At 37.8% G+C, this 23345-nt stretch carries 19 protein-coding genes; 2 read left to right on the top strand and 17 right to left on the bottom strand.

The genetic code is table 11. The annotated features are described in order from the left end of the window. Positions 1–105 precede the first annotated feature (105 nt). Together QSJ81_RS07820 and QSJ81_RS07815 are read right to left on the bottom strand one after the other, a co-directional pair. Positions 106–750: a flavodoxin family protein gene (locus QSJ81_RS07820; RefSeq protein ID WP_285716849.1), complete on the bottom strand. Its 645-nt coding sequence runs from the start codon at positions 748–750 to the stop codon at positions 106–108. Positions 751–788: 38 nt separating this feature from the next. After that, positions 789–1778, bottom strand: a complete 990-nt coding sequence (locus QSJ81_RS07815) for an NADH:flavin oxidoreductase (protein ID WP_285716848.1) — start codon at positions 1776–1778, stop codon at positions 789–791. A 395-nt stretch (positions 1779–2173) separates the two neighbouring features. Here QSJ81_RS07815 and QSJ81_RS07810 point away from each other — a divergent pair, with 395 nt between their 5' ends. Continuing rightward, positions 2174–3082, top strand: coding sequence for an MBL fold metallo-hydrolase (locus tag QSJ81_RS07810; protein WP_285716847.1), 909 nt, complete (start codon positions 2174–2176; stop codon positions 3080–3082). Between the two features lie 317 nt (positions 3083–3399). Here QSJ81_RS07810 and QSJ81_RS07805 read toward each other — a convergent pair whose 3' ends face one another. The 8 genes from QSJ81_RS07805 to QSJ81_RS07770 all read right to left on the bottom strand — a co-directional run bounded on the left by QSJ81_RS07805 (position 3400) and on the right by QSJ81_RS07770 (position 12349). Beyond that, positions 3400–4104: a hypothetical protein gene (locus QSJ81_RS07805; protein ID WP_285716846.1), complete on the bottom strand. Its 705-nt coding sequence runs from the start codon at positions 4102–4104 to the stop codon at positions 3400–3402. After that, complete coding sequence (locus QSJ81_RS07800) at positions 4104–4799, bottom strand: ABC transporter ATP-binding protein (RefSeq protein ID WP_285716845.1); 696 nt, start codon at positions 4797–4799, stop codon at positions 4104–4106. Before QSJ81_RS07800 ends, QSJ81_RS07805 begins: the two co-directional genes overlap by 1 nt. Next, positions 4792–5169 (bottom strand): GntR family transcriptional regulator, encoded by a 378-nt coding sequence (locus QSJ81_RS07795; protein WP_285716844.1) that lies wholly within the window; start codon positions 5167–5169, stop codon positions 4792–4794. Before QSJ81_RS07795 ends, QSJ81_RS07800 begins: the two co-directional genes overlap by 8 nt. Before the next feature lie 258 nt (positions 5170–5427). Beyond that, positions 5428–6507, bottom strand: a complete 1080-nt coding sequence (locus QSJ81_RS07790; RefSeq protein ID WP_285716843.1) for an FUSC family protein — start codon at positions 6505–6507, stop codon at positions 5428–5430. Between the two features lie 225 nt (positions 6508–6732). Next, complete coding sequence (gene thiT, locus QSJ81_RS07785; protein WP_285716842.1) at positions 6733–7386, bottom strand: energy-coupled thiamine transporter ThiT; 654 nt, start codon at positions 7384–7386, stop codon at positions 6733–6735. Between the two features lie 185 nt (positions 7387–7571). Then, positions 7572–8300, bottom strand: a complete 729-nt coding sequence (locus QSJ81_RS07780; protein ID WP_285716841.1) for a thiamine diphosphokinase — start codon at positions 8298–8300, stop codon at positions 7572–7574. A 31-nt stretch (positions 8301–8331) separates the two neighbouring features. Further along, positions 8332–9393: a hypothetical protein gene (locus QSJ81_RS07775; protein ID WP_285716840.1), complete on the bottom strand. Its 1062-nt coding sequence runs from the start codon at positions 9391–9393 to the stop codon at positions 8332–8334. A gap of 316 nt (positions 9394–9709) precedes the next feature. After that, a complete protein-coding gene (locus QSJ81_RS07770) occupies positions 9710–12349 on the bottom strand; it encodes a bifunctional diguanylate cyclase/phosphodiesterase (protein WP_285716839.1) in 2640 nt (879 codons plus the stop codon). A gap of 805 nt (positions 12350–13154) precedes the next feature. On the opposite strand from QSJ81_RS07770, the gene QSJ81_RS07765 reads away from it, so the two are divergent. Continuing rightward, positions 13155–13781, top strand: a complete 627-nt coding sequence (locus tag QSJ81_RS07765) for a hypothetical protein (RefSeq protein WP_285716838.1) — start codon at positions 13155–13157, stop codon at positions 13779–13781. 206 nt (positions 13782–13987) lie between these two features. On the opposite strand, the gene QSJ81_RS07760 is transcribed toward QSJ81_RS07765, so the two are convergent. The 7 genes from QSJ81_RS07760 to QSJ81_RS07730 form a co-directional block, all read right to left on the bottom strand. Then, the gene (locus tag QSJ81_RS07760; protein WP_285716837.1) at positions 13988–14176 is read right to left on the bottom strand and encodes a hypothetical protein; all 189 of its coding nucleotides are present in this window, start codon (positions 14174–14176) and stop codon (positions 13988–13990) included. A 138-nt stretch (positions 14177–14314) separates the two neighbouring features. Beyond that, entirely contained in the window at positions 14315–16477 is a 2163-nt protein-coding gene (locus QSJ81_RS07755) for a peptidase domain-containing ABC transporter (protein ID WP_285716836.1), read from the bottom strand. Between the two features lie 4 nt (positions 16478–16481). Beyond that, positions 16482–17900, bottom strand: a complete 1419-nt coding sequence (locus QSJ81_RS07750; protein ID WP_285716835.1) for an HlyD family type I secretion periplasmic adaptor subunit — start codon at positions 17898–17900, stop codon at positions 16482–16484. Beyond that, positions 17893–20028 carry a peptidase domain-containing ABC transporter gene (locus QSJ81_RS07745; RefSeq protein WP_285716834.1) on the bottom strand — a complete coding sequence of 712 codons (2136 nt, stop codon included), beginning with the start codon at positions 20026–20028 and terminating at the stop codon, positions 17893–17895. The genes QSJ81_RS07750 and QSJ81_RS07745 overlap by 8 nt, the downstream gene beginning before the upstream one ends. A 387-nt stretch (positions 20029–20415) precedes the next feature. After that, the gene (locus tag QSJ81_RS07740) at positions 20416–21105 is read right to left on the bottom strand and encodes a hypothetical protein (protein WP_285716833.1); all 690 of its coding nucleotides are present in this window, start codon (positions 21103–21105) and stop codon (positions 20416–20418) included. Positions 21106–21376: 271 nt separating this feature from the next. Further along, on the bottom strand, positions 21377–22126 hold the full coding sequence (locus QSJ81_RS07735) for a gamma-glutamyl-gamma-aminobutyrate hydrolase family protein (protein ID WP_285716832.1): 750 nt from the start codon (positions 22124–22126) through the stop codon (positions 21377–21379). 93 nt (positions 22127–22219) lie between these two features. Continuing rightward, entirely contained in the window at positions 22220–23332 is a 1113-nt protein-coding gene (locus QSJ81_RS07730; RefSeq protein WP_285716831.1) for an aminopeptidase, read from the bottom strand. Positions 23333–23345: the final 13 nt, after the last annotated feature.

The raw sequence follows: 23345 nt of genomic DNA, 5'->3' as shown, positions 1-23345 counted from the left end.
AATAAGGCGAATTTCAGCCAAGAAAAGTTAAATTTCAAAGTATGCAAAAAAAGCCCGAGTCCGCATAAAATATCGGACTCGGGCTTCTATATGACTTTTATATTTTCATTTCGTTGCAAATCTTACTCCCATGTCAAACGCTGTTTTGCAATCCTTAGGAAATACTTCTTCGCGTCTTAGAGCCTTTTTCTCAGGATCAAACCTTGGTGCAACCACCTTTGAATAATCATTAAACTGATACGTATCATAGCTAATAAGAGATTCTGCGTTTCCAAATATGCGACGCATCATATTTTCATTAATCATAAACTGTTGACCATAACCATATTCTTTTGCCTGCTCCTCAGTTGCATTCATTGTATAAACAAATCCTGCGGGCAGCGCCTTGGGGAAAAGTGATTGGGGAGGATTGGTATATGCCGAATATTGAAATAGAAAACGATCTAGAAATGCTGCCATTTCACCAGTTACCCTTCCCAAATAGATTGGAGATCCTAAAATAACAGCATCCGCTTTCTCCACTTTTTGAAAAACTGATGCTAGGTCATCGGGTATTGGACATCTACCATAACTTTTACCATCTTTGGTTTTGCATGCAAAACAGCTGATACAGCCTTTATAATTGAGGTCATAAAGATGAATCAGTTCCGTTTCTGCTCCTTGGGATGCTGCCCCTTCCAGTGCTTTATTTAAGAGTGTAGCAGTATTCCAAGTTTTCCTCGGGCTTCCGTTAATTGCTATTATTTTCATAAAGTCCTCCAATTCATGTTCTTATATTGATTAGCCCATCAACTACTCATTTGGGCAGGGCATTTGGTATGATCAGAAAACCATAAACATTTTCTGATAGTACCACCACAGTTACGGCACTGCTGAATCGACTCATTTGCAAGAACTTTATTTGCCCAATTTTCATCGGCAAAGATACCCCTGCCTATAGCTACAAAATCCACATATTCATTTTCTACTAAGAACTTTGCTTGCTCGGCTGTAAATATTTCTGACACTGCAATTACTGGTATGTTGACATGCTTTTTAATCTCGCTACCATTAAATGCGATAGTACTACAGATGAAATCATCTGGCACAGTATTGTTAGGCTCTTCCATACCAAATGAAACATGAAGCAGGTCTATTCCTGCCTCTTCAAATACCTTGGCTACTTTAATTGCTCCTGCTACATCAGGGATATTTCCACCCATTCGAATACTCACAATGAATTCTTCGCCAACTTCCACACGAATCTGAGGAAGTATTTCAGTTAAAAAGCGTACTCGGTTTTCTAAAATCCCACCATAGCTATCCGTTCTTGTGTTTGATATTGGATCTAAAAATCTGCATAACGTATATCCATGAGCAAAGTGATATTCAACACCGTCAAACCCTGCCTGTTTCGCTCGTGAAGCGGCAGCAATACAGTCTAACTGCATCGTATGTATTTCTTCTACCGATAATTCATTAATGTTTATATCGCCGTAAGAAAGTTGCATCATTACAGCAGCTCCATAGTTGTGGCAGTTGTGAGCGATTGTTTCCAGCGGTTTCATCTCTTCATCACTCCAAACATCAAGCTGCTTTGCTGCACCCAGAGCAGAAGTTGCTTGTACGATGATCAAGCCTGTACCGCCTTTGGCTCTTCTCGTATAGTGATCAACATACTGTTCGCCGTACATTCCCCCATTATCGCCTTTAAAGGAAAAGCACATCATCGGAGGCATAACAATTCTGTTTTTTATTTTCTTTCCTCTTATGACTATCTCATCCAATAACTTACTCATGCTTCACACTCCTTTTTATTCTATGTTGTAATCATATCTACAGAAAGAATAAATAACAAGTATGTACTTATTTGTACTATAGGATCCTTTTATATACCGACTACTATACAAGAAGCTGCTCTATTATATTATTCCTCTAGGATGGGGATAATACTCCCGTTCCCCTATTAGTCAGCTTTAATAGGCTACCGTTTATACTATTGACAATAAATTGAAGATAAAATAAAATATAATAACATCACTTCGATACTTTTCGAAATATAGCATAGCAATAAGCTGTAAAATTAAATCCTACTAATTCAACATATAGGTGAACCTCACTTTAAAGCTATTCGATTCTATTTTTCAGTATTTATCTAACTATCAAATTACACTAAGAGATGGAGATAACGTAAATGTTAACAATAATTAGAGACTTATTTAAAGCAAATCCAAGAAAAAAACCACATAAAGCAATCCCGGTAGAACCATTGGATATAAACGCCCTAACTTCTAATAAACAAGCAAAAGTTATCTGGTTTGGTCATTCTGCTTTGTTATTAGAAATAGAAGGAAAGAGGCTATTATTAGATCCTACATTTGCAGATTCACCTTCCCCCTTCCCCTTCGTCGGAGGTAAGCGTTTTAGCAAAGTCTTACCTATCAAACCAGAGTTGCTGCCACCTATTGATGTTATTATTCTGTCCCATGATCACTATGACCATATGGATTACCACTCGATCATGCTACTTAAGAACAAAACCAGTCAATTCTGCGTTCCTTCTGGAGTCGGAAGTCGTTTAAAAAGCTGGGGAATTGCTCAAGAAAAGATCAGAGAATGTAACTGGTGGGATAAAGTGGACTTCGCTGGACTAACATTGGCTTGTACACCCGCGCAGCATTTTTCAGGCAGAGGGTTATTTGATCGTAATAAAACATTATGGTGTTCTTGGACGATTGTAGGTAAACAAACACGAGTTTTTTTTAGCGGGGATGGTGGTTACGGCCCTCACTTTGCAGCAATTGGTGAAAAATATGGACCATTTGATTTGACGTTAATGGAGTGCGGCCAATATGATAAACGCTGGGCTGCTATTCATATGTTGCCAGAAGAATCAGTACAGGCCCATCTTGATCTGAAAGGCAAATTGATGATTCCGATTCACTGGGCCGCTTTTAGTTTGGCCTTTCATGATTGGATAGAACCGATTGAGCGTGCAACAAAAGCAGCTCTTGATAGAAATGTTACCATTTCAACACCTCGAATTGGGGAGATCGTTAACTTTATGGCTGCCGAATATCCTAAAACCTTCTGGTGGAAATAAAATAATAGATAAGAACGCTGATCGATAGAACAATTCCTTTGTCTATCGATCAGCGTCTTTTTACTAACTCTTATGTGTAACCTTTTTTATCCGATGACTAAACCGCTCTAAGACTCCCATCTTCATCTCGCTAACAGTCTGTAATTCCCTGCCCTTGACGGTCAGGAAAACAGGCTGTAAACTCGAAATAAGTTCGCTCTAAGGGTCTCCGGACCCAAGGCTCACTTATATAAGTGGGAGTTAAGAGCGGCTAAGTCCCTGGATAAGTGCGACTAAAATTCAGATGGAGTTAAAACTCCATCTGAATCAAGTCTTCTTTATAGATCTACCTTGTGCTCTAGTAAATAGGAAGTAGCCATTAATAATATGGCAAAGGTAACGATATCAAAGATAGTCATCCCCACATTAACCGTAACAGTAGTAAAGGAATGTAATTGGATTATTTGTGGAAAAATGTTTGAAATCATCAATGTTAACCCATTCCTTACCATACTAAATACAAAGAAGATGATAAAGGAACCTATTTTCCCTACCTTTTTTCCTCGCAAGGCGATTTTGCCAACTACCATACAAAAATATATAAATGTTAAAGCTGAAACAATGGACCATAGAAACATAAGTAAAGAATACAGTAACTCAGATACCTCACTGTTATGCATAATGATATTAAACATTCTTCCTTGATCAAGTAGGCAGAACATCAGTAAGGACACAATCGTAACAATGCTTATTTGCATTACAGCAGCTACTAATCTAGAAACCATTATAGATAAACCTGTTTGCGGAAGGGTAAATAACAAGTATCCTTGCTCATTATATAGGTAATCACTCATTAGTGTTAGTGAGGATAAAAACATAACGATTAGGGCACCAATTCCAATAACTCCTGATAGTACAGAAGCCCCGACTTGCCAGGAATCGATCTTTGTCATCAGGAGGAGATTTCCCATTATAACCGTAAGACTAATGCCAAGGATGGTTAAAAACTTTCCTCTTATTTCATATTTTATAAGATTAAGCATTATTGAAATACCTCCCTATACAATTCATCAATCGATTTGTTCTTGTTCAATCTTAATTCTTCTGCGTTCCCCTGTAATACGACTTCCCCATCAGATATAAATGCTACGTCATCAAAGATTCGTTCAATATCATTTACAAGATGGGTGGTTATGATCATAGAGCTATCTTCGCTAAAGTTATTGATAATTGCATCTAATATTTTTTCTCGCGCAGTAGGATCTACACCACCAAGAGGCTCATCAAGTATATAAAGCTTGGCTTTTCGCGAAAGCACTAATGTTAGCTTTAATTTTTCTTTCATGCCTTTTGATAGACTTTTAACACTACTATTACCATCAAGTTTCATAAATTCTAGCAACTGGGAAGCTTTCTTTTCATCAAAGTCTAAGTAAAAATCCTTGAAATATTGAACGGCATCTTTTATTTTCATCCATTTGAAAAGGTATTCTGTGTCGGGCAAATAGGACACGATGGATTTTGTATAAACTCCTGGTTTTTGACCATCTATAAGTATCTCTCCTGAAGATGGATGTAATATGCCCGCTGCTATTTTTAGGAATGTAGTTTTCCCGCTACCATTTGGGCCAAGAAGCCCCACTATTTTTCCTTGTTGTATCGTTAGATTTACTCCTTGCAATGCTTTCTTATTAAAATAAGCCTTACATAGGTTTTCAGCTATCAATATATTATCCATGTTGTTTCACCTCTATTATATTTTTAGAAATCCTCTCAATGATCTCTTGTTCAGTAAATCCTAAGCGTTTCATTCGTAAAATAAATGAATCCATAACTTCCCTAGCCATTTCCTGTTTTAACTCATCTACCATAGTATCCCCTTCCCCCACAAATGTTCCCATTCCCCTTTGTGTATATACAATTCCGAGTCTTTCGAGTTCTTGATACGCTCTCTGCAACGTATTGGGATTGACCTTCAAAATCGTCGACATTTCCCTTACTGATGGTAATTTATCATTCGCTTTTAACTTCTGGGTAACAATATCCATTTTTATCCGGTCCATAATTTGTAGATATATCGGCATCTTATCATCAAATTCCAAATCCATGCCTTCACTCCTTAGTTTTCTGTATGCCCACTGAGTGTATTAGTAAAATAGTACACCAAATCATTCATATTGTCAAAATTATATTTGCAAGTAAGTATACCAAGAGATAATAAAAGACTTGGCTTGTGCCAAGTCCTCGGACGCAGGCAGAAGCCTTAGTCGTTCTTACTTGGAATCAAGAAAGTTTTATACTTTCTGATTCCGTAAAAACAACTCCTGCAAGGTTAAGTTACTTTGCAGGAGTTGTTTTTTAAAAATTTATTCTTTGTTTTCTACGCTTTCTTGCAGCAATATCTTGGCTTGTCTCGTAGCCCACTTGATCTCATTTGCAGTTACAGCGATTTCAAGTAAACCATGCAAATAATAGCTACCAGCAAGTCTTTGCTGCCATTGCTCGATTGCAGTAGTAAGGCTTTCCCAATACTCCTCACTGATCTCTTCGGGACTGACTACACCTCCATCAACAATAACTGACCTAATTTTCCCATTCACACGAACAACGATTGTACATCCACTTTCCAATATTTCTAAAATTGCTTTGAATTCCTCGCTGACAGGTGGAGCATCCGAATTCAACCTTCGCTCCAATCGCGTCGGCAAAAGATCAAAAATACGATCACCTTTTTTTATAATCGATTCATTGTAATCAATTAGCTTTTCTGCTAGAGTAATCCACTCTCTTGGCTCAGTTGATTCCGCAACTACTGGACGCTCACTGCTAAGTAGATCCAATATCACTCGCGCTTCCTTATTTAGTTTGTACACTCTCTTTCTTTGTTCCGTATCAATGTGAAGCTCTTTGCTGCTATCAAGACCAACATAATCCTGCACTGCTCGGCAGAAGTAAAGAACCGCGGCCTCGTTACTCTGCCTTAGTTTCTCTTTCAGTAGCTTGGTGTACCTCGGCGGCCATAATAATACGTTGACAAGCATGGCTGATCCAAGGCCAACGAATATCACTCCTGATCTAGCAAGAGCATGCATCATGAACTCTTCCGTACTAGAACTTAAGACAAAGAGGGCCGCAACGATCCCCATAGTGATACCGCTATGCAGTCGTAATTTTATGTATATTGGTATTAACAAAATAACAATTAAACCTGCTGAAAACGGGTTAACACCAAGAAAATAACCAAAGAAGAAACCTGCTGCAATGCCAAGAAGATGAACCAAGATTTGATCTCGTGCTGCCCTTAGCGTTAAAAAAATGGATGGCTGCATATTAATTACAGCAGAAACAGCACCAAAGAAGGCCGGCTCCAGGCCAAGGAACTTACAGCAAAACATTGTTATTGCAACGGCTATACCAGTTTTGAGAACACGTGCACCAATTTTCATTTATTTCATCTCCTAGTCTTCAAATACTTTGACTTTACTGGATAGCCGCGGGGACGATCCTCATTTTTCATAATTAAGATATTAGCTATATAAAAGGATACTCCTGCCAAACCTCAAATTGAAATTCGGCAAGAGTATAGTATCTAGAGGATCATATTAATATAAACCTATTACTATAAAATATGTGTCACTAGACGATACCTGAGGTAAGTCGGTGAGCAGTCTTCAATTAAGTGTGATTAGCCCGTAATAATTTTGATTTTTCATTTGAAACAGTATGCGTTTCACTGGCAGTACGCGTAAAATTACGAGACAAATAAACAATTCAGGGACAAGATATGTTGCATTGAATACCAGGGAATACCAATAGGGTGATGTTCCAGGGGGTGCATAACTAGCAAAGAAAACTGCCCCCGATATAAAGTGGCAAAGAAACCGGCCACAGCTGGCAACAACAGCTCCCCAAAAAATTCGTTCTTTAAAATAACCTGCCATGCCAATTGCCATATAAGGCAGAGGATAATCAAAGAGAACTTGAATTGGATGCAAGATATAAGGATCTTGCATTAAATTCATCAATCCATAGATAAAACCTGCCAGGTATCCAACAACAGGTCCATAACGAAAAGCAATCAGTAGAAGGGGGATCATTCCTCCTAATGTTACACTACCACCTTGAGGCATATGGTATAGGCGAAGATTATGCAGGATTACAGTTAATGCAAGCATTAGACCAATATGAGTAATCATTCGCGTATTTAGTTTGATTTTTTTTATGTATACAAAAGCAAAGATCAAGGCAACCAGTGCTACTAGGGCGAAAATACTGGTTGGTTGATCCAAAATTATTGCTACTTTACTACTAAAATTTGCTTCCACACCACTCGTCTCCATTCTATTTTTTACTCGATATAAGGAAATTTAACACCACATCCCTATCTTAGGAACGAGGTGCTCATTGCTGATCCGCTTCCCTACGCTGGGATTACCAGAAGAGGGAAAGGATTATGGGTTTATTGCATCTATTTTATTTGCATATCCAATATTTGTCAACCAAAATAATGTTATTTATTCAGACCTTTTTCATCCCAACACATATATATCCCTAACCATCCTGCTTCAATGGTCACTGTGATGGATGTACCCAATTGACTGGGACGATTGCTGACAGCATAGGGTAAGGTATCATGCAATTGAACATCGACCAACGGCCAATGAACCCCATCAATACATACACCGTAACATTCCGAAGATAATGGCAGCAAGGAAACAACTTCTGGATGAGTTACCATATCTATGACTACAGAATCTTTGCCTTTTAATAGAATGAGCACCTCTTTTTCGTCCGCACAGCAACCCCGTATCCCAAAAGGCTCACAACCCTTTAAAGAATAGATGTTACTAAAAGCATGGTCAAAACGGCCTCCCCATACGCCAGTTACAACAACCATAGCTTCTCCATGTAGTGACCCTACTGTTTGTAATGCTAGTTGTAAATCGGTCAAGTTTTTTTCTGGCGGATAGGTCTCCACGGGAATCCCCAATCCCTTCCCCCAGGACCACCCCTGAGATGTAGCACTATCCCCGTCACCAATAAGCCGCTCTGGGATAATATTATTCATGTGACAAATGTCAACGCCACTATCTATACACCAAACTGGAAATTGGGTGGCCGCTTGAGCAAGCCATTCTGATGCAGGCTGCCTTCCACCGGCAACAAGTAAAACCCGCGAATCTGGCAGTTTTTTTTCAAAGGAACATCGTAGTTGTGGCAGTATCAATTGGTTCTTCATTCCATCAATCTCCCGAATCTTTTTCCTAAGCTTACTGTGATAAAATAACGAGTTTTACCGGCAGGTTGGATGCTCCTGGAGGGCTGAATGTAAAGGATAGGAATTCACTTTTGTCATAAGTACCCAAAAAAGAAAAATCTTGCTTATTATCCCCGAAATATACCTTTCCCCGCGGTGTTGCCATAGGACTCCAATCTACTTCCGGGTGGTGTATCCCAATGGCACCAGCATAATACCCGCCTAATGGTACGAGATAGTAGGAAATTCTCCGGTTATTTCTCCCAGGAGGTTCAATTTGGTAGACTACACCATAATTACCATAATTGACAACTTTCGTTCCATCCGTAGCGTCAATGCCCTTTAAGTAAGGATCTATCTCATTATCAGCCAACGTAATCCCTACTGCTTTATAAAGAACTGGATCATAAGCATCTACTGAAGAAAGTTTTCGATTTGCTCCTTCAAAGGTACCACGCAAACGGCACTCGTCAGTCGGCAGTACCTTAGCTGTTTGAGAAAATTTAATACTATCCTCAAGCATAGGCAACATCATCACTTTAACATTGATCGGATGATCCACTGTAAAATCATAAATACCATTAATCAACATATTCGGCAGAACTGCGGTCTCACTGATGCTTGTTGATAATGGCAGCGCTCCACCTGGGGGGATATTGATTTGATATGACGCTGTTTTACCAAGATAAGATGTCATTGTCTCCTTCCCCACGACGAGCCAAGCGTAACCTGGCCCACCTAAACTAGATTGACTTACCTTAACATGGGCAACCTCAGTACCTTTATTCTCCAAAATTACGTCCATTTTCTTAGCAGTTTTTGCTGCATTTACATGATAAAAAAAGAGACGGACGTTTCCTTCTACCTTATCCTGATACAAAATACCATCGTTTTCTACCATTTCAGGGCTGTCCGAAAGTAGAAGTTTACCACCAAGTGAACTATTTTTCATTTCCCACTCTGGCAGCTGTTCTACATTATCCATTCGGATTGGTTCATAAGCCGCAGCATTCGATCCATTTCCCATAATTGCTATCATCATTATAATTAGTACTAGCTTCGTTGCATATTTCATCTTGTTCCTCCAACCCTACAATATATCTAATAAATTGAACTCCCTTGCGGCAAAAAAAAATTATCCCCCAAGACGCATCCTAGGGGAGAATAAATTTCACTACTGCCCTAATGTCAGTTTCATTTCTAACTATAAGTATATTTCCATTCTCTGCCACTGTCAATTCCATAACTTAACACATTAATTCATTAACTATATCATTAATGAATTAATGTGGCATCTGTAAAAGGGTATAATCGTTACAATAAATAATAAATACTGCCGGAGAGCCATCTCTGTTGTCCCTTAGTCTTTCTTACTTGGAATCCCAAAAGTGTTATACTTTCTGACTCCTTAAAAAAAGTAGTGCTTCCTCTTCTGACACAGGTTTACTAATAATAAAGCCTTGAAGAGAGTCACAACCACACCGTGCCAAATAAGCAATTTGCGTTTCTGTTTCTACTCCTTCTGCTACTACAGTCATCTCCATAATATGAGCCATATCTATGATGGTTGCAATGATTGCCTTCTGCGCCCGATCTGTCAAGATCATGTCTATAAAAGCTTTATCGATTTTCAAAGTACTGACAGGCAAACGTTGAAGATAGGTTAAAGATGAATATCCTGTACCAAAATCATCTAGAGACAATCTCACGCCAAGCATTTTTAATTTTTTGAGTATGTGGGTACTTTCCTCGAGTGAGGATATCAATGCATTTTCTGTGATTTCAAGTTCCAGCTGTTGTGGCTCAATACCAGAACCCAAGAGGATTTCGCTAACTCTATCTATGAACTTATTGGCACACAATTGACAGGGTGATACATTTACAGCGACATGAAGATGCCCCCACCCCATATCATTTAAACGCCGGGCAAATTGACAAGCTTCTTTTAGAACCCAATCTCCAATTGTTTGAATAAGTCCGCTTTGCTCGGCCAATGGTATAAAGCGTCCTGGTGATATAGAACCATGTTCTGGACTATTCCAGCGAAGTAAAGCCTCGAAGCCGATGGTAATACCATTGGTACTCATTTGTGGCTGATAATGAAGCAGCAATTCGTTATTTCCGATAGCATGCCGCAGACTGTTAATCAACAATATCTTCTCATAGGCTTCCGCCTGCATAGTCGGCTCATAAAAGCGCCAACAATTTTTACCAGACTTCTTGGCAGAATACATAGCATTATCCGCATTTTTGAAAATTTCCTCCACTGTATCGCCATCTTGTGGATATACAGCAACGCCCACGCTAGCCGAAGTATGGAATCCAATCCCAAGGGCTTCCATATCCTGACTAAATGCTCCAATTATCTGATCGGCACGATCAGATATACTTTTCTGATCATATTCGCCAGACATGATAACCATAAATTCATCTCCACCAATGCGTCCAATAAAAACTCCATCACCAAACGCCTCTACAATACGATTCCCAGCCATCTTAATGAGAGCGTCGCCATATGTATGGCCAAAAGTATCATTTACCATTTTTAGATCATCTAAATCAATAAAAAAGAGGACACCTGCCGATTGACCTAGGCGGGTCTTTTCCATCTCTTCCTCAAGTCTTTCATTCAAATGGGTACGGTTGGACAAACCAGTAAGCTTATCGGAGTAAGCCAATTGCCGGATCACTTCCGTCTTCTGACTCAATGCATCTTGCGCCATTTGACGTTCCATGATCTCTTCTTCCAATGCCGCATTCATATTTTGCAAGTCTAACGTCCGCTCTGTTACTTTGCTTTCCAATTTGGCATTTAAATCTACCAAGGCTTGCTGAGTTGCTTCTCGCTCCACTACTTCCTCTTCCAAACAATGATTCATTGCTTGAATTTGCAGCATTTTATTTTCTAGCGTGACTTCATTCTCTCTGAGCAAACCGACGGTATTTTTGATTTTGTAGCTCATTTTAACAAATGTTTCACATAGGGTTCTAAGCTCATAAGGTATGTTATGCAAAGGCATGTCTTGACCAACTATTTCGTAGTTTTCGGTTGCTACCCGATTTGACTGCCTGATCAACCAGTCAATAGGGCTCTTGATCCGATTCGTTATCAGCGTTGCAAGTGGTAGAATCAATAGTACTAGGAAAATGGTACCACAGGCCATTATTGCCAACTGTTTGTAAATAGGAGTAAGTACTTCTCCTTCGTTGATTTTGCCGACTAGCGTCCAGCCTCGCTCAGGCATGTAATGATAAGCTCCTAGAATCTTATCGCCTAAGTAAGAGATCCAAGTGGCAGTACCAGATTGTCCAAGCTTTATATTTTCAAGAGCATCGTCAGATAATTTCAGCTTCATTATGGCAGTTTCTTTGACAATTCCTTTGTTAATTAGCAAATCGAGAGATCGCGGTTCAGCAAGGAATATTCCCTCACGATTGACAAGGAATATATCTCCCGTTTGACCGATCCAGTTCTCACGTAAAAGCATTTCTAATGTTGCCGTTTTTACAGACCCAAGGATTAATCCTTGAAAATTACCAGCGTAATCATAAATAGGACAAGAAAAATTAATGATGGGTAAGCCGCTATTTCGCCCAATAACCACATCTGAAATATATTCTTTCCCTACCAGAGCCGCTTCATAATAAGGCCTGCCAATTACCGATGGATACTGTATTCTCGACGCGAGGGTAGACATCTTAAAGAAACCGTCTTTGTGGATGTACGACAAAGAATCAAAATTAGTATCACTTTGTTGCCTTAAATAAAGAGCACTTTGCATCTTTTGTTCATCTAAGTTTCTAAATGCCTCTGTTTGGCTTAGTTCGCGAATGTTTCCAGCCCGCTCCTCTATCCAGTAGTTGATGAGTCGTTCTTGAAAATGTACCTGCTGCTGGATTAGTTCTAAGTTTTGACGCTTCGCTACTGAAATTTGTCCAACGGTGTAAATCACCATAATTAGAAGACTGGGAACAACTACAACCAAAACTGTCCATAATCTAAATTGGCGCTCTAATGTCTGTTTATTCATATCTTGACTCCTTATATATAGTCACGATAATCACCTGATTTACAATAAACTTTCCCGCTGACCGCCTATTTTATGGGAATATTCTTATTAAACTGAGAGTGTTTTGTCACCTATAAATTATACATCTCATCTACCAAATCCTTCTAAAACTGAATTTTTGCTCAAATTAAATACTATTTTGTAGAATCAATAGACGCTTTATATTTTGATAGAATATAATGTCGTTTTCTTCAGCTTTGATAACTGTTTCTAATTTAATCCGATGACTAAACCGCTCTAAGACTCCTATCTTATCTCGTTAACAGCCTGTAATATCCTGCCCTCTGGTTAGGATAACAGTCTGTAAACCTCGAAGTAAGTTCGCTCTAAGGATTTTCGAATCCAAGGCTCACTTATATAAGTGGGAGTTAAGAGCGGCTAAGCCCCTGGATAAGAAGGGCTAAGATTCAGATGGAATTAAAACTCCATCTGAATCAAGTCTTCTTTATTGGCTGTATTATTTTTTTAATTTTTTCCTATTTGCCAAAGACTAACGATCCATTAATTTGGGAAAAAGCAGAAGTGACGTTATGCTGCAATTTTGTTATTCTATATGTCTCGTTAATTTTTCTTTAGAAGAATCCCCAGCATATTGGAATAAGCATTTCTATCGAAATGGAAGTTGGTGGAAAGCAGCTTTAGATTTCTTCTTTTTTCTAATGATATTCAAAAATAAATCCATTATATTTTGATCATAGCAACTGCACCACAAGGAAAACAAACAAAAAACTCTGGTTGCAGTTTAAAATTTTTAGGAGGAATTATCGTGAAAAAAATCATTCTCCCAACACTTGTTTCTTTAGCATTTGCTAGTACTGCATTAGCAGCAACACCCCCAATCGATTTAGGAGCCGGTCAGGCTCAAATTGGATATTCATTCAGTAATTTGCAAACCAGTATGAATGGGATTGGAGATCTTGGAACGTATCATGGAAATGGCTATCAATTTGCTTATGGCTTAAATAGTAAGTTAGCGATTACTGGCGACCAGCTCGCTACAAATTCGAGAAACTTTAATATTTATAATAATGGTGTTTACCAAGGTACTTTTAATGGTCTAAAATTTGATGCAACCACTATTGGCCTTCAATATAAAGTAAATGATAATCTTGCGGTTTCAACCGGTAGTGTAAAATCAAGTGTTAAATCAGATTCGGACTCCAATTCTTCCTCTGAAGTATATGGCGGTATTGCTTATAAACAAAACTTTAGTAAAAACATGAATGGATACGCATCTTATTTAAAATCTTCTAATGTACAAGATTGGAAAGCAGGTGTAGCTTATAACATCGGCAAAGATACAGCTGTGGATGTAGGCTATCGTGATTACCAAAGTGATGGAACTGGGGTTTCCGCCAAAGGCATGAGTTACGGCGTAAGTCATAAGTTTTAGTAGTAATCGATGACTTGCAGTATCTAACAATTGCGAATATAAACAGATATTTAATCAAAATAAGATGCTCCCCTTTCGGTAGACAGGTTAAATAATAAACCTGCTAGCGGAAGGGGAGCATCTCTATCTACATAATTCACGAAACTTGAGTCTTTGTGTATCTCTGGCAGGTGACAACTAACGGCGATTGTTAACCTGGCTCTTTACTATTTTTCCGGCTGTACATCTTCCCATACCCCTCTCTTACCTAAAAAACATCTTTCAACTTTAATGTGCGTAGTTGTTGTTCCTGTTCTTTCTTGCTTATAATTTGCTACGATCCTGTATTTGTATCTTTTAATATCATAAGTTGATAACAGCGGTTTCCTATATTGATTCGTAGAAATTTCACTCATAAACAACCTCCAGAATTTATATCTACTAGTCTTATACTTTTATAGTACAGGAAATACGTGACAATTTTATGACAAATCATGCATTTTTTGTAAAAAGAAAGAAATCCCAATAGGCGGGGATTTCTAAATTAACTTCTTTTACTTTTCTTGCAGCATATATAAATCATAATATGCACCCTTTAATGCCAGTAATTCAGTATGGGTGCCCTTTTCTATAATTTTTCCCTGTTCCATAAAAATAATAGTATCACAGTCACGTATCGTTGTTAAACGATGAGCTATCATAATTAACGTTCGCCCGACTGCCATCTTTCCAAGATTTTCTTTTATAATACTTTCTGATTCATTATCTAAAGCACTTGTAGCCTCATCAAAGATAAGGATTCTTGGATCAATAAGGAGTGCCCGGGCAATCGCTATGCGCTGTTTCTGCCCTCCTGATAAGGTGGCACCTCGCTCACCAACAATTGTGTTATATCCATTTGGCATTTCATTTGCAAATTCATCTACCCCAGCAATTTGTGCTACATTTATTATTTCATCCATACTAGCATCTAATTTAGCTAAGGCAATGTTATCTCTGATACTCCCATTAAACAGATAGGTTTCTTGGAGTACTACCCCGATTTGCCTTCTCAGCCATGCTGGCTCAACTTGGGCCATATCTACGCCGTCAATTAATATCCTGCCTGTTTCTGGCACATACAGCCTCTGAATAATCTTAGTTAGTGTACTTTTACCCGATCCCGATCTTCCAACTATACCAATACTAGTGTTTGCTTCTATTTTTAGATTAATTTGATTAAGTATCTCATTTGTATCTTCTCTATATCGAAAGGTGACCCGATCTAAGATTATTTCTCCACGAATTGTAGAAAGAGTGGTTCTATCCGGGTCAAAAACAGGCTCCGACTTTTCACTCATAATATCACCTAGTCGGTTAACAGATACTCTTGTTTGTTGAAATCTTTGCCAAATATCTACCAACCTCAATACTGGAGATACTACAGAATTTGAATACATCTGAAAGGCTATTAATTCACCTACTGATAGCTGATTCTCCATTACTTGGTTTACACCTACCCATAGTATCCCAATCATAGAGAGTTGTTGAATTAGGGTCGCTACATTATTACCGATATTATTTATATTCGCAGTAACAAAGACCGACTTTATATATCTTGACAACATTTCATCCCACTTTTGGATAAAATATTTTTCCACCGCTAAGGATTTTACCGTTTGTATTCCTGTTATGGCCTCTATCATAAACGTTTGATTTGCCGTATCTAGTTTCGATTTTTCTTTCAATTTTCTCCGAAATAAGGGAGTCAATACTAAATTAAGTAGGATATATAACCCCAGAGCCACTAAGGTTACTATGGTGAGGTAACCGCTATACATAACCATTATGCCAAGATACATCAATGAAAAGGCACTATCGAGAATTACTGTAAAAGCGGATCCAACAATAAATCCCCGGATATTATCCAATTCTCTTATCCGAGATACAATTTCACCAACCTTATATTTCTCGAAAAATTTTATTGGTAAAGCCATTACATGATGAAAGATTTTTGCACTAAGGGTAACATCTACTTTACTTATGTGATGATTTAGCATACAACTTCTTAATCCGGTAATCCATGCTTCAAATATGCAAATTGCTAGCACACCTACAACAAGAATGTTTAAAGTACTTAAGCTATGATGCACTAGTACCTTGTTAATGATTACTTGTGTAAACAAAGGAGTGACAAGACCAAACATCTGTAAAATCAATGAAAATAATAAGATCTTTCCAAATGCCTTTTTATACTGCATGATTACAGGAATAAACCAGGCTAAGCCAAATTTCGTTTCTTCCTCTTCTACCAAACTAGGGCGTTTTGCAATAAGAATTGTCTTACCACTCCATTGCTCGATAAAAGTTTCTTCTGAAATACTCACCTGATGATCTCTGTATGGATCAAATACAATCGTATTTTCACTATTTCGACTCAGTATTACTATATAACAACCATTTTCTAAAATCCCAATTGCGGGCAGTGGGAAAGATGCCTTGGCTTTTTTATTACTGTAATTAACGTAATGAGCCTTGAGCCCCATTTCTTTCGCAGTACGGACGAGAGTTGCTAAATCCATACCGGCTTTTCCTATAATATGAGCACGCCGTATTTGTTTTTCATCAGCTGCGACCCCAATTATTTGGGAAATCCTCAAAAGACATTGTAAGGCTGAATCAACAAAAACAGTTTCTTGTATTTCCTCTTGTTCTTCTTGCATTATTTGTTTAGACATTTTGTTATCTCTCTCTCAAAGATTCGCTTTGGTACTTTTTAAATGGTTCTAGGAAAAATTCATATATTTTCTTTTGCCTAATTTTAATTTCAGCGCTGACCGTCATGCCACTATTCAAACGTACTTCACGATTGTTTACAACGACATAATCCCTATCCATTTGTAATAATACTCTATATACACGACCCTTTTCACTATCTTCAACTGCGTTCTGACTCACATTTTCAATAATAGCGGGCACAGTACCATATTTCTGAAAACTAAACGTCTCTACCTTAAGTTCGGCAGTCTGTCCTTCTTGTATAAAACCGATATCTTTATTTGCTACCCAAGCCTCAACTTCTAGATTTACCATATTAGGCACTACCTCTAACAGTACTTGAGCCGGTGTTACAATGCCACCAATTGTATGCACTGATAAATTACTTACATAACCATCATCTGGTGCTACAATCTTTGATAAACGACTCTTAACTTCTGCCTTTTTTAACTCTTCATTGCAATAGTAGAGTTTCTGCTTCGCATTCACTAATTGTGTATCCACGTCCAAGTTACGTTCAGCTATAACCCGACCTAAAGATGCTTGACTTTTTAGCAGCAAGGCTTGTTGTGCCAAAATTACCGATTCTTGTTCTTTCAAATTGTCCTCAGCTTCCGCCCTTTTACTTTGCTGATCAATCAAGGTGAATTTCGATATGGCATTTTCATTTACTAATTGTTCTAGTTTTCTTTCTTTCTCTTCTGCAAGCTGATATAACTTTGTTTGTTTTTCTTTCTCGGTACGAGCACTACGCAAATTTTGTTCATATTGCTGCACCATTTGCCGTGCTTCTTCAATTTTTGTCTGATATTCAAAATTACGGCTATTATAAAGTCCAGTTTGGGCTAACATATCTTCTTCACTTGCTCCAGCTACGTTTTGCGGCCGAAATTTTCGGTTTTCTTTTTCGGCGGTTAAACGCTCCACTTCCAGTTTAGCGTTATCGGTCTCTTTTTTCAGTTTAGCAAGATCCGCCGCAGAATATGTCGTATCTAATTCTAATAATAAATCGCCTTTATTCACTTTTTGACCTTCTACAACGTAAATGTTCTTAATAATTCCCTTATCCTCAGCTTGAAGCACTCGAACATAACCATTTGGGATTACTTTTCCCGGTGCTATGGCTACTTCATCGACACTACCAAATACTACCCAGAGCAATCCAATGATTGCTAAGCTGAAGAATGTCCATAGTACAGTTCGACTGCCATAGGATGGCGGAGATTCTACAATTTCTAAAGCCGCTGGTAAAAATTCCGCTTCCTTACTTTGATATTTTTCTATGTTTCTTATTTTCACTTTCTCATAGAAATGTTTTATTTTCTCTGGAAGAGTATCAATCACTTTATTATTTTTTATATACCCGATTATTTTCTTAAACATGGCTGTCTCCTTGCTGTTGATAGAGATTATAATACATGCCTCTAAGACTTGTCAGTTCATCATGTGTCCCTTGTTCTATGATTTTACCACGTTCCATAACAAGGATTAGGTCGCAATCTTTAACATTTGCCAGACGGTGAGCAATGATAAACATAGTACGCCCAGCAGCAATCTGATCAATATTTCCCATGATTATCTTTTCAGACTGATAATCTAATGCACTTGTCGCTTCATCAAATATAACAATTTTCGGATCGGAAATCAGTGCCCGGGCAATGGCAATCCGCTGGCGCTGACCACCAGATAAAGTGGCACCGCGTTCCCCTACAAGAGTATCATATCCTTCTGGAAGATCGAGAATAAACTCATGAGCACCGGCAAGTCTAGCCGCATCATTGATTTCTTTCATACTTACACCTTGGCGGGCAAGAGCAATATTTTCCCGCACACTGCCATTAAACAGGTAGTTATCTTGTAACACTACACCAATTTGCTGCCTTAACCAAGCTGGATCAGCTTGCCCTATATCCACATTATCAATTAAAACTCTGCCAACTTCAGGCGTGTATAAACGTTGAATAATTTTGGTTAAGGTACTTTTTCCTGAACCCGATCGTCCTACTATACCTACTTTCATGCCTGGCTTTACGTGTAAATTAACTTGACGCAAAACCTCGTCACTCTCGATATAATACCTAAAAGTTATATTTTCAAGCTTTATTTCTCCCTTTATTTCTGGCAATCGAATGGCATCTGGCGAACATGTTGGTTCTGGTACTGCATTTAATATATCTCCGATTCTTGTAACAGCCAACTTTGTTTGTTGAAAGGATTGCCACATCCCAACCAAGCGTAATAAAGGTGCACCAGCCTGATTTGCCATCATCTGAAAAGCGATAAATTGACCGATTGTTACCGATCCATCAATCACCATAAAACCACCAAACCAAATAATTAGGTAGCTAAATAACTTCTGTATAAAGCTTCCTCCATTATTTAAGACAACGCTGAGCTGCGCTTTGTCCAAATTGGTACTAACACTTCTTGCCACCATTCTTTCCCATCGATACTTAAACTGTGGTTCTACTGCCAAAGACTTTACGGTATGAATACCTGTTATTGCCTCTACAAGAAAAGCATTGTTCTCTGCACTAGCATTCCAAGAATCTTGCAGCCTTCTTTGAAAAATAGGCGTGCCGAGAATATTGGTTAGCAATTGAAGGGGTATTGCAGCAATAGCAATTAAAGTCAAAGGTGCACTATAGTAAAACATTACAGCAAAAAATACTATAGAAAAACATAGGTCAATCAACACAGTTACTGCAGTACCTGTTAAAAATTCACGAATATTATTTAAAGCGGATACTCTCATAAGAGTATCTCCGACTCGCCTTGTTTCAAAGAATTGTATTGGTAGGTTCATCAAGTGGCGAAACATTCTATTGCCTAAGATTACATCAATTTTATTTGTGGTATGGGTAAATAGATAGGTTCTTATCAAATTCATTACTGTTTGAAATAAAACTACGAATACCATTCCTACTAAAAGTACATTTAAGGTGATATACCCTTTATTTACAATTACTTTATCAATAATCACTTGCGTACATAAAGGTGCTACCAAGCCAAAAAGCTGAAAAAGAAATGCTGCTCCTAAAATTTCTAGGAAATATCTTTTATAGCGAACTACAACAGGTATAAACCATGTCAAATTGAATTGCCTACTAATGTCTTTTAAATTAAAAGACCGTTTAAAAACGATAACTTCTCCAGTCCACTTACTCAGAAAATCTTCTAATGGGATTACAATGGAATGTCCGTGCTCAGGATCAAATAGTAGTATTTTTTTAGAATTGTTTTCTCCAATAACTACATAAGTCCCATCATTTTGAATCGCTATTGCAGGAATAGGAAGCACAGATAGTCCCATTTTCCCTGGTTTTAACATTTTGGCCTTAAGTTGAATCTTTTTTGCAGCTTTTATTAAATCTTTCGGATCGGCTAGCTCTTCAGTAATTCCATATTTATTTGATAAAGCTTCCTCATCGATTGGTATCCCAAATCCTTTTGCTACTACTGCTAAACAGGTTTTCGCAGTGCTTGCATAGGTTGACTTTCTCTTTTCCATCGTTATATCTTCCATCACTATTCCTTTCCTTTGTGCTTACATATATATCGTATTTTCAACTATCATTCATCATAGTCTCGTGTTATTTTTTGTCGTTATTTCAAATAAGTTCCATATGGTTATAGATTCTGTCACATATTTTGCGCTATAGCAAGACTTTTCGAACAACACTTTACAACATTTTACGACATTTCTTCATATACAAAAATAGATTAAAAAAAATAAATTGCTATCTTTGAGTACATTTACTGAAAGGTAGCAATTTATTTTTTAATTACCGTTTATCTATAATCAGAAGCAAATAATACTGTTTTGTCATTATTATGTCATACTTTTCCTGTATCTTGTTACTAGAGAGAAAACATTGTTTATGAGGTCGAAATTATCCTATTCACTACCCGATTGATCTACTACCCCATCACCACTAGCACTTAAAATTTCTCCTACCGAACCATTAAGCTTAATTCCATTCGTATCCTTTCCGATGAAACGTATCTCTGTTTCATCAGAAGACTCTGCCATACCCGCCCCGATGCAACCATCTAATTGAATGTTTCTGTAGGACTTATCCCAACCCCCACTTGAAACCTCTTCGATTGCTGATGCTATTGTTTTATCTATATCACCAATGACTTTTCCAATACTCTGTGTTTCTGGTTGAAAGTATTTATTATAAAAGTCTGTAACTATTTTGATTGCCGACCCAAATATACTCCCACGCTCAATCCAACTCTCACCATTACCAATCTCAATTTCATCACACAAATCTTCTATAGACTCATCATCATAATCATAAGAACTAGTAACAGCTCCTAAATAAGCTTCTCCCCCAGCAATTCCTTTAGTATTGCCACGATTCGTATTTAACATATCTAAAAATGAATCTACCCCGGCTTCGTTTCTTGAAATTCCCCCGTAATTACTATCCAGATCCTTACTGGGAGTCTCTACACCAAAGCCGCAGCTAGAAGTACTATTTGAAATTTCTGATCCCAAGCCATTACTAGAAGTACCATTATTGGAATTCTGAACTCCAAAACAAAAATCAGATTTATTCTCAGAATTTTCGCAACTCACTAGATCACTCCTATCTTACTGATAGTTTTCCCATATGTAAAGGGTTCAGTTGATCCGTTAAAATATAAACGAATCTAAACCAATTTTATATCTTCCTTAATTTATTAATTTTATAACAGGTCGACAGAATATGCAAATTAGGATTTAGTATCTATTCTCTATACACTGGCTGAAACACCATCTAACCTTAAAATATAAAGAATTCCTGCAAATTCTCATTTGAGTTTTTGCAGGAATTTATTATAATTATTTTCTCATTGTTGCTGCTGTTTTAATAAGGGCAAGAACTAATTCCTTTGGCAAAATCAATAAAACTGCGAAAAATTTTCTGCATGGAAGCATCTTTTTCCATCATCATTTCGGGATGCCATTGTAATCCGATAACAAACTCTTCTCCTATTCTCTCAAAACCTTCGATAATACCATCTCTTGCTTTAGCATTGATGACAAAACCAGGAGCCAGATCTTTAATAGCCTGGTGGTGAAAGGTATTAATTTTAGTATCATCTACGTTCATGATATTACGCAGCTTGGTATTGGGAATAAACTCTACAGTATGACTGGCAGTATCGGTTTTGCTTTTTTGTTGATGCTTAAAATGTTTTAATGAATACTGCCCTAGATCTTGATACAAGGTGCCACCACAAGCAACATTAATGATTTGCATTCCCCGGCAAATACCAAGAATGGGTTTATTCATAGCAAGAGCCATATGAATCAATTTAATCTCATATTCATCTCGTTCTGGAAGAATATATTCAAGTTCAGGCAATGGTTCTTCTCCATACAAAAGTGGATTTACGTCGTAGCCACCAGAAAGTAGTAGACCATCAATCTGTTGTAGTTGTACTTTTATAAGAGAATCATCAGTCTCAACGATTGGCAGTAATAAAGGTGCCGCTCCGACAGAAGTTAATGCTTTTACATAATGTTTATTAACATAGGCCTGTTCATTACCAAGACAGGATCCGTCTTCAGTAACCAACATACTAGCGGAAATTCCGATCACTGGGATATCCAATTTTAAAATCCTCCTTGAAATATATATTTCCTCAAAAAACAGTAACTCAGAAAAGTTTAGAGGACTTTTTTCCTGTGCAATTAGGAGATGTTTTTAGATAAGTTTTTCTGGATTTAGACCTTCTAGTTCTGCAACAACGAAAATTCCATCTTTACGAATAAGTCGGCCATCAAACCATATTTCGCCACCGCCGTACTCGGGAGTCTGAATACATACTAGATCCCAGTGTATAGCAGATTTATTGCCATTGAAGGCATTATCATACGCATTCCCTGGAGTGAAGTGAAAACTCCCCTTTATTTTTTCATCAAATAGTGTATCTTTCATTGGAGTTGTAATGTAGGGATTTACACCTAAAGCAAACTCACCTATATAGCGAGCTCCCTCATCCGTATCCAATAGTTTATTAATTTTTTCGGTATCATTTGCAGTGGCTTTTTCAATTTTTCCATTGGTAAACTCAAAGCGGATATTCTCGTAAGTAAAACCACCTTGAATAGAAGGGGTGTTATAGGAAAGATAGCCGTTTATTGAATCTTTTACCGGTGCAGTATATACTTCACCATCTGGGATATTCATATTACCTGAACATTTTATTGCTGGAATGCCTTTTACTGAAAAATTCAGATCGGTACCAGGGCCAATGATACGCACTTTGTCAGTCTTATGGATTAATTCAATCAGAGGGTCCATTGCTTGCGCCATTTTGCCATAGTTCAGATTGCATACATTGAAATAAAAGTCTTCAAAAGCTTCTAAACTAGTATTTGCTAGCTGAGCCATAGCATTATTAGGGTAGCGAAGAACACACCATTTGGTTTTTGGCACACGGATATCTGTGTGCACTGGTTTGTTCCAGTATTTTTGGTAAAGCTGTATTTTTTCTGATGAAATATCAGCTAGCTCACTGCTATTCTCTGCAGCTCTAATACCGATATAAGCATCCATACTGTTCATACGTGCTGCTTCCCATTCTGCAATCATGGTCAACTGATCAACGGTAGCCTCTTTCAATAGTTCCCTGATTACTTTATTGTTTTTTACCGTAACAAAAGGAATTCCCCCTACCTGGTATACCTCTTCTACCAAAGCCTTCGTCAATGGTAATCCATCATCAAACATTTCAATTAAAATTTTCTCACCCTTTTGTAGATTGGTCGAATAACCAATTAAGTTTTTGGCTAACGTTCTAATTCTCTGATCCAAAATAACCCCTCCT

Source organism: Pelosinus sp. IPA-1, from assembly GCF_030269905.1.
In the GTDB taxonomy this organism is placed as follows: Bacteria; Bacillota; Negativicutes; order DSM-13327; family DSM-13327; genus Pelosinus.
Note: the sequence above shows the minus strand (reverse complement) of the source record. Positions and strands in the feature narration are given on the sequence as shown.